The organism is Acinetobacter sp. Marseille-Q1623, from assembly GCF_902809895.1.
Taxonomy (GTDB): domain Bacteria; phylum Pseudomonadota; class Gammaproteobacteria; order Pseudomonadales; family Moraxellaceae; genus Acinetobacter; species Acinetobacter piscicola_A.
In genome coordinates this window covers 2171013-2185238 of record NZ_CADDWG010000001.1, presented here as the reverse complement: position 1 = coordinate 2185238, position 14226 = coordinate 2171013, and the positions used below count along the sequence as shown (strand labels likewise).

Below are 14226 nucleotides of genomic sequence, written 5' to 3'. Positions count from 1 at the left end.
GCTTATCCTTTTGGTAGAGCTTTGTTAAATGGTTTAACATCAACGTGGCTATACACACCTTCTTTGACAAAAGGTTCATCCTGCAACCATTCATCCAATGCTTCACGACTTTCAAAATCTAAAATCATGGTACTACCATAAAAACCTGCTTGTGGATTCTCACGGTCTTTGGGCATAGCGCCTGCGACAATGACGCGACCTTCGGCATCTAATTTTTCTAAACGTGCCAAATGTTGAGGACGCACAGCAAGACGTTTTTCAACTGTACCATCTCGATCGGTACAGGTAATCACAAATAAAGGCATGGAAAAAACCTGATTTACTCTGAAGATTTAAAATGTTTTCGCAAGCAAAATAGTATAACAGCAAGGTAGCTCAAGGATACGATAATATCGCCAAAAGCGGTAAATTCGCCCCAATATTTGCCATTCATATACAAGAAACCGAAAAAGTAATGTAAAGCAGCGAGTAGGAAGAATTGACCACACCATGCCCAGTTCAAGCGCATCCAACCTTGGCGTGTGAGTTCAAGCATCGAACCTAACATTTTTTGAATAATTGGTAAACGTTCTTTATTGAAGAATGGTGTAACTAAAAAGCCAATACCAATGCCTAAATTTAAGATGACTGCTTTAAGTTTGATATAGGTCACATCACTAAATGCGAGGGTAATTCCACCAAAAATGACAGACATAATGACAATAAACCATTGCATTTTTTCCAGTCTGAATTTTTGTGCGAAGAATAAGCACCCATAAACCACTAAGGTTGAGATTAATAAGGCACAGGTTGCAACTAAAATATGGTTTTGGTCTGCATTGCCTGTACTTCCCACTAATTCTAATAATGGGTGATGGTTATCTTTGGGATCTGTCGTTTTATAAAAATAAAAGAAGATAATAATTGGTAAATAATCAAATAGCGCTTTCATGCTACAGTAGAGTCATCAAATTTTGGTGACTTAGCATAATACAAACAATGATTGGTGTCGATTTACATACGCATAGTAATATTTCAGATGGAACACTTACACCTGAAGAGCTGATTGAAGCTGCACATGCATTGGGAATAAAGACCTTTGCATTGACTGACCATGATACGATGGATGGTGTACAACGTGCGAAAAAATGTGCTGATGCCTTAGGCATGCAACTGATTTCAGGTGTAGAAATCTCAAGTCAATGGTCACGTCCTGCCACTAAAAAAACCTATGGTGTGCATATTGTGGCGCTGAATATGCAAAATCCTGCGCCATTAGAGAAATTACTTGCCGAACAAAAACGTATTCGTGCTGAACGTGCCGAAAAAATTTGCCAATTACTTATCCCCCTCATTGGGCAGGATATTTATCCTGAAGTTTTATTGATGGTAGAGGGTGAGGCAGATCGAGTGACACGTACCCATATTGCTAAAATATTGGTGCAAAAAGGCATTGTGAGTCGGGTACAACAAGCATTTGATAAATATATCAAAGAAGGTAAAAAAGCCTATGTAAAATTTGATGGTTTAGGTTTGGCAGAAACCATTCAAGTGATTCATGACAGCCAAGGTTTTGCTGTTTTGGCACACCCCACACGTTATGATTTATCAGCAACGAATATTCGTTATTTGATTGAGATTTTTGCCCAATTTGGGGGGGATGCTGTCGAGCTGCCACCTGCGATCGAAACTTTATCTACCCGACAAATGGTAGATCGGATGATTGCACAATTTGCATTAAAAGTTTCTATCGGAAGTGATTTTCATGGCAGTCATATGCCTTGGATTAAACTCGGTAATATTCCACGTGTAAAAGAAGGACAAGTGGGGATTTGGGAGTATTTTCGTTAAGTTATCTTTTTTAATAGCATTCTCACGATTTAGAAGGGAACGTTGATATGAATTAAAATCAAGAACAGGGAAAATATACATTACAACAAATTATGATCCTGTGCCTGAATGGGCGGTGGTGTTGGCTTACCTAAAGTGCCTAAAAGCTCGATTTCTATTGTACGTACCATTGCATCTAAAGGTAAATCATTGCTTTGGGTACCAAAAGGTTCTTCAATTTCAGAGCTTAAAGCATCCAAGCCTAAAAATGTGTATGCTAAAATTCCGACCAAAAGTGGTGTACCTAACCCCAATAATGAGCCCAAACTAAAGGGCAGCATAAAACAGAAGAAATAGACAGTACGATTGAGCAACACAGAATAAGCAAAGGGCAAAGGCGTGGTGGCAATACGGTCACAACCTGTTTGTACGAGGCTGAGTTCATTGACATGCTCATTGAGCTGAGTATAAATAATATCGGAAATTTCACCTTCTTTTAGCGCTTGCATCAGTTCCCATTGGATTAGGCTGAGCGTGTATTGAGGTGCATTAGATTGTTGATAGAGTTGTTTTAAAGCCTGTTGGCTCATACCACTGGTTTCAACTAAAACATCTGGACTTGCGGTTTGATGGCGTAGGCGGTCGCGTAATACATTTGCAAAAACAATCACATGTTGAATGATACGTTCACGACGACCTTGAGGAAACATACGACAGTCTCGGTCAAAATGTCGTGCATTGGCAATCAACATTCCCCAAAGTTTTCGGGCTTCCCACCAACGATCATAACAAGCTGTATTTTTAAAGCCTAAAAAAATTGAAAGTACCACACCGATTAAAGTAAATCCGACTAAAGGTAATTCAGGGAAACGATATAAACCCGTATATTCAATTCCTCCTACGATCGCAGAAATCAGCATGACAAAACCTAAAGGCGGTAAAACCTTGGGTAAAATCGTACCACGCCATGAAAAAAGTAGTTTAAAAGTGTCGTTTTGTTCCCGAACAATCATGTAAATCGAATCTGTTATTTTTCTATGATCTTCCTCACATTAATGGTTATTGTCAATATGATTTGGTACAAAACCCGTGGTAATGATTTGTTGATGTTCAGCAAATGAATAATTTTGTGTTGTTGTGACAATGATATGATCAAGCAATTGTATTTCCACAAGCTGACATGCTTTTAAAATCTGTTGAGTAAGCTGCTGATCAGCGATAGAAGGTTGGGCAGCACCGTTGGGATGATTGTGTGCGATTACAATAAAACTGGCTTGTTTTTGTATGGCGTAGCGTAATAGTTGATTGATTGAAATATCACAATAGTTAGTTGAACCATAAAATAATTTTTTAAAGCTAAGTTTGCGTAATTGGCTGTCCAAACATAGAACGGCAAAGACTTCCTGACGTTCACCAAGTAATTCATAACGTAGATAATCTCCAATTAAATCGGAGCGACTTAAATCGACCCCTTGATAGAGTTGTTGTTTGAGATAACGTCGTCCAAGTTCTTTAACTGCCATGAGCTGAGAGTATTTGGTATCTGCAATACCATGAAACTGTTTAATTTCATCAGATGTTGCATCAAATACGGCATTGAGATGCCCAAAATGTTGGATGAGTATACGTGCCAACTCTACAGCAGAATGTTGTTTTGAGCCTGAACGTAGGAAAATTGCTAAAAGCTCAGCATCAGACAAGCTTTCAGCCCCTTGGTTGAGTAAACGTTCTCTTGGACGTTCTTGTTCAGGCCATTGTTTAATTGATGTCGTTTTAGTGGAATTATTCATTATTATTCACTATTTTGATTTATTTTACTTTTCAATTTCCCAAGTGAATGTCTTGGGATCTAGATTATTTAATGCTATTGTGAGCGCCACTGCAACAGAAAGGTGACTTGATCGTGAGTTTCGATCTCAGTGTATTTTCTAATAAAAATATTCTTCTCGCTGTCACAGGCGGAATTGCCGCATATAAAAGTGCCATTCTCGTCCGCCGTTTAAAGGATTACGGTTTTAACGTGCGTGTGGTGATGACCCATGGCGCTCAAGCATTTATTACCCCATTAACATTTCAAGCGTTGTCGGGAAATCCCGTCCATACTGAATTATTAAACCCAGAAGCTGAAGCAGGTATGGGGCATATTGAGCTGGCACGTTGGGCAGATTTGCTTCTTGTTGCCCCTGCAAGTTGTGACACCCTTGCTAAGTTTGCGGCTGGTTTAGCAGACGATTTACTCAGCACTTTATATTTAGCAACCAAAGCGCCAGTTTGGGTTGCACCTGCGATGAATCAGCAAATGTGGGCAGCCAAAGCAACGCAGCGTAATTTAAATACTCTGGTTGAAGATGGTGTACATGTCATTATGCCTGATGCAGGTTCACAAGCTTGTGGAGATGTTGGCTTAGGACGTATGCCTGAACCTGAGCATTTAGCAGATCAAGTCAAAGACTATTTCCATCAAGCACAAAGAGCGATTGCAGAAAAATTTGGTTTATTGGCAGGGAAACGAGTGACAATTACGGCAGGGCCAACACGTGAAGCGATTGATCCCGTGCGTTATATCTCAAATCATAGTACTGGCAAAATGGGCTTTGCGATTGCAGCAGCATGTTATAGTGCAGGAGCCAAAGTGACATTGTTAGCAGGTCCTGTGAGCTTAGATACACCAAATGGTGTAAAACGTATTAATGTTTCATCTGCCTTAAAGATGCTAGATGAAAGCATGAAACAGCTTGAAGAAGGCTGTGATATTTTTATTGCGACAGCAGCCGTAGCAGACTATAGAGTGGCTGAAGTTGCTGAACATAAAATTAAAAAAGCGGGTGATGAGCTCAATGTCGCATTGATTAAAAATCCCGACATTGTGGCAACGATTGCACAGCAAAAGAAACGTCCATTTATGGTGGGTTTTGCAGCAGAAACACGTCATGTTGAAGAATATGCTGCAGGAAAATTGGTGGCTAAAAAGCTCGATATGATTGCTTGTAATGATGTATCCCGTGCAGATATTGGTTTTGCGTCAGATCAAAACGCCATGACCGTATTTTTTGCAGAGCAATACCAAATGGAAAAACGTGATCTAGAAAAAGCATCAAAACAGGAGATTGCGCAGCAACTGATTGAAGCAATTCACGATGCCTTACATCATGAAATAGAGCCTGTTTAATCGTTTATTTAAGATTTTAGATGCAATTAGTCTAAGAAAATGCAACGAATCCGTTGCATTTTTTATTTGCAATTTTGAATGATTTTAACTTATGTTTAAGCATATAAATGGACAATAAATATAACAGTATTGCGCTATTTAATTTTTATTGACAGCCACAGTTTTAAAGGATGATCGAGATGATCAAAAAAACTTTAGCCACTTTTCTACTTGCTTCAACATGTGTCATGAGTTCTATGAGCTTTGCTGCAAGTCTAGAAGAGAATATGAAAACACTTGCAAAGAATTACAAAGCATTTAATCAGAGTAATAATGCTGCTGAAGCCAATAAAGCTTTAGATAATATGCGCCTAGCTGCAAATGACGCTAAAAAAGTTAAACTCAAAGGTCGTGGCGAAGCACAAGCGGTCACCTCAACGCAATTATATGATCAGATTATTGCAGAAATTGATAAAACTCAATCGCTGGTAAAAGGTGGTCACTTAGACCATGCTAAAATAGAAGCAAAGAAAATTGCTGAGATTCGTGATCAAGGGCATAAAATTTATCGTTAAATTGATCAGTTGAAGCACCGCGTTAAACCTGCTTCCTTTAAAACCGCATTAAGATGCGGTTTTTTATGACATGAAATATGAGAAAAGTACGGATAATCTAAAAGTATTTCAATCTTTTTATCGATAAGATAAGTAAGAAAATAATCCTACAATTGAGGCTTAGGAAGTTAAAGAGGGTGTTTACGGAGTCGTTTAAATAAACCAAGCTATAAATAGCTCTGATGAACAACCAGATATAAAGCTTTAGTCATTTTTAAATTTGTCATAAAAAAGACCGCATAAAGCGGTCTTTCAATCAACACTTAATTCGAAAAAATTAAGCTTGACCTTCAGCAGCAGCGGCTTGAGCACGTTCCATATTTGCTTCAAACTCAGCATCAAAATTGATCGGAGTAAGAAGTAATTGTGGGAAGCTACCTTTAGTGACAAGATCATTCACCGCTTCACGAAGGAATGGGAACAAAATGTTCGGGCAGTAAGCACCTAAAATGTAAGGTAAGCGTTCTTCTTCGATTCCATCAATCAGGAAAATACCCGCTTGTGTTGCATCAACGATAAAAGCAGTCTCACCACCATTGTTCGCTTGAACAACCACTTTCAAAGAAACTTCGAAGTGTGTTGGGTCTACTTTTTCAGCAGAAGAAGACAAATTGATGTTCAGCTCAGGTTGCCATTCTTTAGTAAAAACTTGCGCCCCAGGAACTTCAAAAGATAAGTCTTTTGCATATAAACGTTCTAAAGCAAGTTGTGGTTGAGCTTGTTGTTCTTCACTCATTCTTTATATTCCTTAAATATTATGAAGTGATTAAGCGAGTAATTCGTCAAGTTTGCCAGCTTTTTCAAGCGCATAAAGTTGGTCAAACCCACCGATGAATTGATCTTTAATAAAAATTTGTGGCACTGTACGATGTTTTGTACGTTGCATGAGTTCTACACGAACTTCAGGTGCTTCATTTGAAAGATTAATTTCTTTAAACTCAATACCTTTACGTTCAAGAAGTTGTTTTGCTCGAACGCAATATGGGCAAGAAACTGTAGAATATACAATTACATTAGCAGTCATTTTCAACTCCTTAAACTTATTTCGCTTTGATCAATGGTAAGCCTTGGGCTTTCCAATTGCTAATACCACCGTCTAAGCGGTAACTATCTGTATGACCGACTTGTTGCAATGCACTGCCTGCAACTTGACCCATATTACAAATAAAGACCAATGGACGATCAGCAGTTTTTAACTCTTCTAAATGACTTGTAATTTTGCTGTAAGGGATATTGCGACTACCGCTGATATGACCTTCTTTAAAATCTTTGGCATCACGTAAATCGATCAACATGGCATTTTTTGCTTTCACTAAAATACCGAGTGATTGAGGAGAGATTTTACGACCACTGCGTTGACCTTCAAATACGAAGAACAAAATGATCAGAACCCCTAAAACACCAAATAAGAAGGGGTGATTCCCCATAAACTCAAACCAACGTTCCACAATTCACCTAATTACAATCAAAATTTGTGTCGAGTATAGCCTATATATATGGTGATCAAAATCACTGCTTCAAGGCTAGATTTAAAGAAAATTAATTTTTTTGTTGCGCCTCGGTAATTTCGTCTACCAAGCGCAAATAACTGTCTAAGCGTCTTGCTAAGATTTCACCTTCGGCAACAGCTTGTTTCAGTGCACATTGCTTTTCATGCGTATGGGTACAATTGCGATATTGGCAATGCCCTAAAAAATTGGCAATATCTGAAAATCCAGCATCAATTTTTTCTAAATCTAAATGCCAAAGTCCAAACTCACGAATGCCCGGTGAGTCAATCAGCGCACCATTTTCACCAAAGCGAATTAAACGCGTAGATGTGGTGGTATGTTGTCCTAAAGCTGAGTTTTCAGAAATAATATTGGTTTTTTGCGCTGCATCAGGCACGATGACATTGATCAGAGAGCTTTTGCCCACACCAGATTGCCCCACAAAAGCAACCGTTTCATTATCAAGACGTTGTGCGAGTGGCGTCAAATCACCATCAGAACGTGTGATGAGGACTTCATAGCCTAAAGCTTGATACTCTTTAAGCATATCTAAAATAGGATCATTTTCTTTAAGTAAGTCAGACTTATTCAGTACCAATAACACAGGAATATCGGCATCAGCACAAGCAACCAGATAACGGTCAATCAGTGTCGGTGCAGGTTCGGGTAAAGCTGCAAAGACAATGACAATCAAACTAATATTAGCTGCCACGGGTTTAACTTTGTGATAACGATCAGGGCGGGTGAGTAATGATGTTCGTGGATGAATGGCTGTGATAATCCCTAAACCTGTATTGGGATCAGCTTGCCATTTGACTTTATCGCCTGTGACCAAAAGTTCTAAGTTGGTACGCGTATGGCAACGCCAGACACTGTCTAGCTCAATGGTTTTCCAAAAGGGTTCGGGATCACCTGCTTTAACTTGCGGTTTTTCAGGATGTTGATCAGGAACAGAAAGGGCTTGTACTTCAAGTTGACGTCCATAATGTTGGACCACTAAACCTTCGAGGTCATTTGAAGTGTCGATTTCTTCTTGACGTGTTTTATGTTGTTTCTGAATGCGACGTTGTTGCTGTTCAGTTAAACGACGTTTACGAATTAAAGCCATTCATATCCTAAAAAACCGTAAAAATAAGAAGGCAAAAATAACATGCTGAACGAATGAATTACAGCGCAGATGTCAGAAATTTGCTACTATTCATGTTTTATAGCCTAATAAGATTGCACTTTATGAGCAGCAGCACCCCAGATACACGCTTGATTTGGATTGATCTTGAAATGACAGGTCTTGATACGGACAACGATCAAATTATTGAAGTTGCCACCATTGTAACGGACGATCATTTAAATATTCTTGCGGAAGGTCCAGTGCTCGCAGTACATCAATCAGATGTTATTTTAAATGCAATGGATGAGTGGAATACCAAACAGCATGGTCAGTCAGGTCTGATTGAACGTGTCCGTCGTAGTAAATTGACTGCACGTGATGCAGAGTTACAGACTTTGGAATTTTTAAAGAAATGGGTCAATCCAAAATCATCGCCAATGTGTGGTAATTCAATTTGCCAAGATCGTCGTTTTTTACATCGTTTAATGCCCGAAATGGAACAATATTTCCACTATCGTAATTTAGACGTTTCTTCTGTAAAAGAGTTGGCAAAACGCTGGCGCCCTGAGATTATGAGCGGTCTGAAGAAAAATGCCTCACATTTAGCAATGGATGATATTCGTGATTCAATTGCGGAGTTAAAATACTATCGTCAGTATTTCTTTATCTCAAATCAAGATTAATTGCATATTGAAAATGATTAAAAGAGGCAGAAATTGCCTCTTTTTTATGCACTGTGTATTTTTAAAAATTAAGTTATACTAATTTAGGCAACATTTTTGCTTTTGTTACAAAAAGAAGTAAGCTGTACATTAATTTGACAATTATTCGTTTTACAATCCCTTTATATTTTAAATATTACAATGAGTTGAGATATGCAAAGTAATAACCCTATTTTAACCCGTGTGGAAACACATGCGGACTACAGTCAGCCGATGACCGTGCAGGGTGCAATTCAAAAGTCGATATTGATGACTGTGATTGCTGCTGTGCTTGGTTTGGGTGTTTTCATTTATAGTTTTGCAACCATGAATTTTGGTATGGCCTATGCAGCTGCAATGGTTGGCGCAATTGGTGGTCTCATCATTGCATTAGTTGCAACTTTTAAACCAAATACTGCACGTGTTTTAGCAATTCCTTATGCGCTGTTTGAAGGTGCATTTTTAGGTGGTGCATCGGTTATTTTCCAATTGAAATTTCCGGGTGTACCGTTACAAGCGTTGTTGGCAACTTTTGTCACCACTTTTGTGATGTTTGGTTTGTATCGTTTTAAAATTATTCGTGCCACTGAAAAATTTAAATCGATTGTGATGTCAGCAACGATTGCGATTGCATTAGTTTTTGTTGTGCAGTTCATCATGAATTTGGCATTTGGTTCAAGCATTCCTGGGCTATTTGAAAGTTCTTGGTTGGGCATAGGCTTTGCTGCTTTTGTTGCGGTTATTGCCTCATTGAACTTAATTTTAGATTTTGATTTAATTGAAAATGCTGCTGCACAACGTGCACCAAAAGCGTTTGAATGGCTATGTGGTATCGCATTATTAGCCACTTTAGTTTGGATGTATTATTCATTCATGCGTTTATTTAGCTTATTGCAAGGCGATGATTAAGTTCTCACCTTGTTATAAATTCAAAAATCGTCCTTTATGGGCGATTTTTTTATGATTTGAGTAAAGTTCTGAAAAAAGGTGGATTATGCAATTTTGTTCTGATTAAACTCTTGGCATTATGCATACAAACTTATTGTAAGTGAGAATTTCATGGCACAAGGACTTTTGGCAGGTAAGCGCTTCCTCATCGCAGGAATTGCAAGTAAATTATCGATTGCATTTGGTATTGCGCAAGCGCTACATCGTGAAGGAGCAGAGCTTGCATTTACTTATCCAAACGAAAAATTGAAAAAACGTGTAGACGACTTTGCAGAGCAATTTGGTTCTACCTTGGTTTTTCCTTGTGATGTTGCTGTTGATGCTGAAATTGATCATGCATTTACTGAGTTGGCAAAACATTGGGACGGTTTAGATGGTGTTGTGCATTCAATCGGCTTTGCACCTGCACATACCTTAGATGGTGATTTTACTGAAGTTACCGATCGTGAAGGTTTTAAAGTTGCACATGACATTAGCGCATATAGCTTTATTGCAATGGCACGTGCAGCAAAACCGTTGTTGCTTGCGCGTCAAGGTTGCTTACTCACATTGACTTATCAAGGTTCTGAGTCAGTCATGCCAAACTACAATGTAATGGGCATGGCAAAAGCATCTTTAGAAGCAGGTGTACGTTATTTAGCATCAAGCTTAGGTGCTGAAGGGATTCGTGTAAATGCGATTTCGGCAGGTCCAATCCGTACTTTAGCGGCGTCAGGTATTAAATCTTTCCGTAAAATGTTAGATGCGAATGAAAAAATTGCCCCGTTAAAACGTAATGTGACGATTGAAGATGTAGGAAATGCCGCACTTTTCCTTTGTTCACCTTGGGCAAATGGGATTACAGGTGAAATTTTGTATGTAGATGCAGGTTTCAATACTGTGGGTATGAGCGCTTCAATGATGGATGCAGAATAATTTTATTTTGCATGGATAAAAAAAGGCACTGCATTCAGTGCCTTTTTTGTTTTAATATTTTAGATCCAAGTAAACATTAGTTGGTTGTGGTATTGGGCAATTGCTGAATCGGGCTACCCCCTAGTGCTTGCATTAAGGTCACATAAGCATTGTATTGATTTTGCTTGACTTGTACTAAAGACAGTCGTGCATTACGCGTGGTTTCTTGCGCATCTAACAGATTTTTTAAAGCAATCGCACCATTGCGATAACGTACATCTGTTAAACGTTCAGTTTTCTCAGCCAGTTCTAAATTTTTCTGCTGTAAAGCAACTTGCTTATCTAATTCAATTCGATTTGAAAGTGCATTTTCAGTATCAGCAAAGGCTTGGTATAAAGTCTGACGATATTGAATAATGGCTTTTTCATAATCCAATTCACTAATTTTTAAGTCCTTTTTCATATCATTATATTGCAAAAAGGGCAGACTCAAACTGGCACCGAGCGTCAGTGCAGGATTTTTCAGTAAATTGGTGAGTGAAGTACTGCTTGAGCCTAAGTTGCCCGTCAAACTGATCGAAGGATAATAACTGGCTTTGGTTGCATCTTTAGAGGCGAGCGCTTCACGCAAGCGTAACTCAGCAGCACGTAAATCGGGGCGACGTGACAAAATATCGGCAGGTAAGCCTGTTGCAATATACGGTAAGCTGATGCGTGGCAGTTTTTTGGGTTCTTGAATATTCAGCTGCTGTACAGGAATTTGTAATAGCACCGCCAAAGCAGTACGTGTTTCGACCAGCTGTTGTTCAATTTGGCTCAAACTGGCTTTTTGACTTTGTACAGACTGTTCTGCTTGGGTCAAATCTAAGCCTGAAACCGCACCTGCACGATATTGCGTGCGTACCAGTTCATAGAGCTTTTGCGTGGTGGATAAACTTTGCTGTGCTACGCTATAGCGTTCATTTAAATAACCTAATTGCCAATATAGATTTGCTGTCGTGGCAATCAGTGTTTGCCCTGTGGCTTGTAAATCTTGCTCGGTCGCTAAAGATTCCCATTTTGCCGCTTCGGTTTGACGAGCCAATTTTCCAAACAGGTCAATTTCATAACTGACGCCTGTACTGAGCGATAAACCCTTCGCACTGTCATCCCCTGAATTTAAATCAAATGAATGACCTGTCGATACGCCTGAGTTGACACGAGGCCCTTGTTGATCACGAGCTAAACCCGCTTTTAAGCGAGCAGTTTGTAAATTGATTCCAGCAACAGCTAAATCTGCATTTTTTGCAATGACCTGTTCAACCAAACTGTTGAGTTGAGCATCACCAAATAAGCTCCACCATTGGTCGGCATTTAGCGCTGTATGAATCTGTTGTTGATTGATTTTATAAGCAAATTGGTTTGGAATATCAACCGCAGGTGCTTGATAAGGGGTTTTTACCACAGCCGCACATCCCACCAAAGAACTTCCAAGAATCAAGGCAGTTGCAAGCTTTGTTAAATTCATTTGCATAATAATTTCCTTATTCTGTTTATTCGCGTGAGAGAGCATCGACGGGATCAAGTTGTGCAGCATTACGGGCAGGAATAAAGCCAAATACCACACCAATTAAGGTTGAACAGACGAAAGCTGCAATAATTGAGGTTGTAGAATACGCCATTTGGAAACTATCACCGGCAAAGTGGCTAATCAGTTGACCAACTCCTAAAGATAAGAGCACCCCTAAAATCCCGCCTAAGATACAAACCAAAATCGCTTCAATCAGGAATTGTTGTAAAATATCGCTTTGTCGAGCACCTACAGCCATACGTACCCCAATTTCTTGGGTACGTTCAGTCACCGATACCAGCATAATATTCATGACGCCAATTCCACCGACCACCAAAGAAATGACGGCAATTGCTGAAACGAGTAAGGTCATTGTTGCAGTGGTTTGTTCAATGGTTTCACGGATACTGTCAGAGTTTTGGGTAAAGACATCCTGTGTACCATGACGTTGTTCAAGTAAGCTGAGAATGGCATTTTCCGCGATTGCTGTAGGATATTCATCTTTCACACGAACGATAATACTGCGTACGTTAGATTGCCCTAACATACGACTCATCACTGTTGAATAGGGCAGGTAGACATTTAAACTGTCTGAGCCCATCATCCCTTTTTGAGCATCTACAATCCCAATAATTCGACTGGGTACAGTCCCTAATAAAATGACTTGTCCAACGGGATTTGTTCCATCAGCGAAAAAAGTATTTTTTGTATTGGTGTCAATGACCACATCTTGAGCACGCTCAATCACACTATGTTTGTCAAAAGCTTGTCCTGAGGTAAAGCTCATGCCTTTGACATCAAAAAAGTCACTACTGACCCCATTAACCGTAATTGCAGCTTCCGTATCTTTGAAACGCCCAGTTAAACTTGAATTAACTGATGGGCTGACCGCTTGTACATAAGGCTGTTCTGCTAAGGCGTCGGCATCGGCAGGGATCAGGGTTTTGACTTGGGCAGTTTTGGAGTTATCTCCAAAGCCTCGCCCTTGAAATACCGTGATGGTATTGGTACCCAAACTGCTAATATTTTCTAAAATTTGTTTTTGTGAGCCATTCCCGAGCGCCACAACCGAAACGACCGAAGCAATCCCGATAATAATCCCAAGCATGGTCAAAAATGTACGCATACGATGTGCATTCATGGCCAATAATGCCATGCGAAAAGCTTCACTGAAACGGTCTAATGTCGAACGCCAAGCAGAAGATTTTTTTTGCTTTTCTATACCATCAAGTGCATTTTCTGTTGCTGCAATGCTTTCAGCTTCGGGGGTGTTGGGTGTATCTGAAATGATATTACCATCACTGATTTCAATGATACGCGTTGCATTTTTTGCCACATTCATATCATGGGTTACCAAGATAATGGTATGACCTTTGGCATTCAGTTCACGTAAAATACGCATCACTTCTATACCGCTGTTCTTGTCCAATGCACCCGTTGGTTCATCAGCAAGGATCACATCACCGCCATTCATTAAAGCACGTGCAATAGAGACACGTTGTTGCTGACCACCTGATAATTGGTTTGGACGGTTTTGAGTTTTTTCACCTAGTCCTAGTTCAGTCAACAATGCTTTAGAGCGTTCTTGGCGGGCAGTGGGATTCATCCCTGCGTAGATTGCAGGAACTTCTACATTGCCTGCCGCATTGATGTCACCCAATAAGTGATAACGTTGGAAAATAAAACCAAAATATTCACGGCGTAACTGTGCCAGTTCATCGGGTTCAAGTTCACGTGTTTCACGTCCTTTGACTTGATAACTGCCTGAGGTGGGTTTGTCTAAACAACCTAAAATATTCATCAACGTTGATTTACCTGAACCTGATTGCCCAACAATGGCAACCAATTCACCTGCATAAATCTTTAAGTCGATACCTTTTAAAATCTGAACAGTCGAATCACCAGCGGGAAATTCACGGATCAGATTATTCACCTCAAGTAGAGGTTGCTGATGCTGATTCATGA

At 39.5% G+C, this 14226-nt stretch carries 16 protein-coding genes; 6 read left to right on the top strand and 10 right to left on the bottom strand.

Annotated features, from left to right (window positions below; all coding sequences use genetic code 11):
• Window positions 1–2: 2 nt before the first annotated feature.
• Together HUV91_RS10345 and HUV91_RS10340 are read right to left on the bottom strand one after the other, a co-directional pair.
• Complete coding sequence (locus tag HUV91_RS10345; RefSeq protein WP_130074073.1) at window positions 3–305, bottom strand: YciI family protein; 303 nt, start codon at window positions 303–305, stop codon at window positions 3–5.
• Window positions 306–319: 14 nt separating this feature from the next.
• Complete coding sequence (locus HUV91_RS10340) at window positions 320–931, bottom strand: inner membrane-spanning protein YciB (protein ID WP_130074074.1); 612 nt, start codon at window positions 929–931, stop codon at window positions 320–322.
• Between the two features lie 47 nt (window positions 932–978).
• Here HUV91_RS10340 and HUV91_RS10335 point away from each other — a divergent pair, with 47 nt between their 5' ends.
• On the top strand, window positions 979–1830 hold the full coding sequence (locus HUV91_RS10335; protein WP_174493337.1) for a PHP domain-containing protein: 852 nt from the start codon (window positions 979–981) through the stop codon (window positions 1828–1830).
• 80 nt (window positions 1831–1910) lie between these two features.
• On the opposite strand, the gene HUV91_RS10330 is transcribed toward HUV91_RS10335, so the two are convergent.
• Both HUV91_RS10330 and radC read right to left on the bottom strand, forming a co-directional pair.
• Window positions 1911–2822: a bestrophin family protein gene (locus HUV91_RS10330; RefSeq protein ID WP_130074076.1), complete on the bottom strand. Its 912-nt coding sequence runs from the start codon at window positions 2820–2822 to the stop codon at window positions 1911–1913.
• A 39-nt stretch (window positions 2823–2861) separates the two neighbouring features.
• Window positions 2862–3599: a RadC family protein gene (radC, locus tag HUV91_RS10325; protein ID WP_174493336.1), complete on the bottom strand. Its 738-nt coding sequence runs from the start codon at window positions 3597–3599 to the stop codon at window positions 2862–2864.
• A gap of 113 nt (window positions 3600–3712) precedes the next feature.
• Here radC and coaBC point away from each other — a divergent pair, with 113 nt between their 5' ends.
• The gene (coaBC, locus tag HUV91_RS10320) at window positions 3713–4978 is read left to right on the top strand and encodes a bifunctional phosphopantothenoylcysteine decarboxylase/phosphopantothenate--cysteine ligase CoaBC (RefSeq protein WP_174493335.1); all 1266 of its coding nucleotides are present in this window, start codon (window positions 3713–3715) and stop codon (window positions 4976–4978) included.
• A 179-nt stretch (window positions 4979–5157) separates the two neighbouring features.
• Window positions 5158–5532 carry a cytochrome b562 gene (locus tag HUV91_RS10315; protein WP_130074079.1) on the top strand — a complete coding sequence of 125 codons (375 nt, stop codon included), beginning with the start codon at window positions 5158–5160 and terminating at the stop codon, window positions 5530–5532.
• Window positions 5533–5848: 316 nt separating this feature from the next.
• Here the strand turns inward: HUV91_RS10315 and secB are convergent, their stop codons facing one another.
• From secB to rsgA, 4 genes are all read right to left on the bottom strand, one after another.
• A complete protein-coding gene (gene secB, locus HUV91_RS10310) occupies window positions 5849–6307 on the bottom strand; it encodes a protein-export chaperone SecB (protein WP_130074080.1) in 459 nt (152 codons plus the stop codon).
• 30 nt (window positions 6308–6337) lie between these two features.
• Window positions 6338–6595 (bottom strand): glutaredoxin 3, encoded by a 258-nt coding sequence (gene grxC / locus HUV91_RS10305; protein WP_130074081.1) that lies wholly within the window; start codon window positions 6593–6595, stop codon window positions 6338–6340.
• 16 nt (window positions 6596–6611) lie between these two features.
• The gene (locus HUV91_RS10300; RefSeq protein ID WP_111858804.1) at window positions 6612–7019 is read right to left on the bottom strand and encodes a rhodanese-like domain-containing protein; all 408 of its coding nucleotides are present in this window, start codon (window positions 7017–7019) and stop codon (window positions 6612–6614) included.
• 91 nt (window positions 7020–7110) lie between these two features.
• Window positions 7111–8169, bottom strand: a complete 1059-nt coding sequence (gene rsgA / locus HUV91_RS10295; protein ID WP_174493334.1) for a ribosome small subunit-dependent GTPase A — start codon at window positions 8167–8169, stop codon at window positions 7111–7113.
• A 122-nt stretch (window positions 8170–8291) separates the two neighbouring features.
• Between rsgA and orn the strand changes: the two genes are divergently transcribed.
• The 3 genes from orn (at window position 8292) to HUV91_RS10280 (ending at window position 10733) form a co-directional block, all read left to right on the top strand.
• Complete coding sequence (orn, locus tag HUV91_RS10290; RefSeq protein ID WP_171457479.1) at window positions 8292–8852, top strand: oligoribonuclease; 561 nt, start codon at window positions 8292–8294, stop codon at window positions 8850–8852.
• A gap of 192 nt (window positions 8853–9044) precedes the next feature.
• Window positions 9045–9779, top strand: a complete 735-nt coding sequence (locus HUV91_RS10285) for a Bax inhibitor-1/YccA family membrane protein (protein ID WP_130074084.1) — start codon at window positions 9045–9047, stop codon at window positions 9777–9779.
• 150 nt (window positions 9780–9929) lie between these two features.
• Window positions 9930–10733, top strand: a complete 804-nt coding sequence (locus HUV91_RS10280) for an enoyl-ACP reductase FabI (RefSeq protein ID WP_174493333.1) — start codon at window positions 9930–9932, stop codon at window positions 10731–10733.
• 76 nt (window positions 10734–10809) lie between these two features.
• On the opposite strand, the gene HUV91_RS10275 is transcribed toward HUV91_RS10280, so the two are convergent.
• Both HUV91_RS10275 and HUV91_RS10270 read right to left on the bottom strand, forming a co-directional pair.
• Window positions 10810–12225, bottom strand: a complete 1416-nt coding sequence (locus HUV91_RS10275; protein WP_174493332.1) for an efflux transporter outer membrane subunit — start codon at window positions 12223–12225, stop codon at window positions 10810–10812.
• Window positions 12226–12244: 19 nt separating this feature from the next.
• Window positions 12245–14224: a MacB family efflux pump subunit gene (locus tag HUV91_RS10270; RefSeq protein ID WP_174493331.1), complete on the bottom strand. Its 1980-nt coding sequence runs from the start codon at window positions 14222–14224 to the stop codon at window positions 12245–12247.
• Between the last annotated feature and the right edge of the window lie 2 nt (window positions 14225–14226).

Excerpts from the sequence above, each read along its gene's own strand:
- HUV91_RS10345 (WP_130074073.1), bottom strand. The coding sequence starts at position 305 with ATGCCTTTATTTGTGATTACCTGTACCGATCGAGATGGTACAGTTGAA.
- HUV91_RS10340 (WP_130074074.1), bottom strand. The coding sequence starts at position 931 with ATGAAAGCGCTATTTGATTATTTACCAATTATTATCTTCTTTTATTTT.
- HUV91_RS10335 (WP_174493337.1), top strand. The coding sequence starts at position 979 with ATGATTGGTGTCGATTTACATACGCATAGTAATATTTCAGATGGAACA.
- HUV91_RS10330 (WP_130074076.1), bottom strand. The coding sequence starts at position 2,822 with ATGATTGTTCGGGAACAAAACGACACTTTTAAACTACTTTTTTCATGG.
- radC (WP_174493336.1), bottom strand. The coding sequence starts at position 3,599 with ATGAATAATTCCACTAAAACGACATCAATTAAACAATGGCCTGAACAA.
- HUV91_RS10315 (WP_130074079.1), top strand. The coding sequence starts at position 5,158 with ATGATCAAAAAAACTTTAGCCACTTTTCTACTTGCTTCAACATGTGTC.
- secB (WP_130074080.1), bottom strand. The coding sequence starts at position 6,307 with ATGAGTGAAGAACAACAAGCTCAACCACAACTTGCTTTAGAACGTTTA.
- grxC (WP_130074081.1), bottom strand. The coding sequence starts at position 6,595 with ATGACTGCTAATGTAATTGTATATTCTACAGTTTCTTGCCCATATTGC.
- rsgA (WP_174493334.1), bottom strand. The coding sequence starts at position 8,169 with ATGGCTTTAATTCGTAAACGTCGTTTAACTGAACAGCAACAACGTCGC.
- orn (WP_171457479.1), top strand. The coding sequence starts at position 8,292 with ATGAGCAGCAGCACCCCAGATACACGCTTGATTTGGATTGATCTTGAA.
- HUV91_RS10285 (WP_130074084.1), top strand. The coding sequence starts at position 9,045 with ATGCAAAGTAATAACCCTATTTTAACCCGTGTGGAAACACATGCGGAC.
- HUV91_RS10280 (WP_174493333.1), top strand. The coding sequence starts at position 9,930 with ATGGCACAAGGACTTTTGGCAGGTAAGCGCTTCCTCATCGCAGGAATT.
- HUV91_RS10275 (WP_174493332.1), bottom strand. The coding sequence starts at position 12,225 with ATGCAAATGAATTTAACAAAGCTTGCAACTGCCTTGATTCTTGGAAGT.
- HUV91_RS10270 (WP_174493331.1), bottom strand. The coding sequence starts at position 14,224 with ATGAATCAGCATCAGCAACCTCTACTTGAGGTGAATAATCTGATCCGT.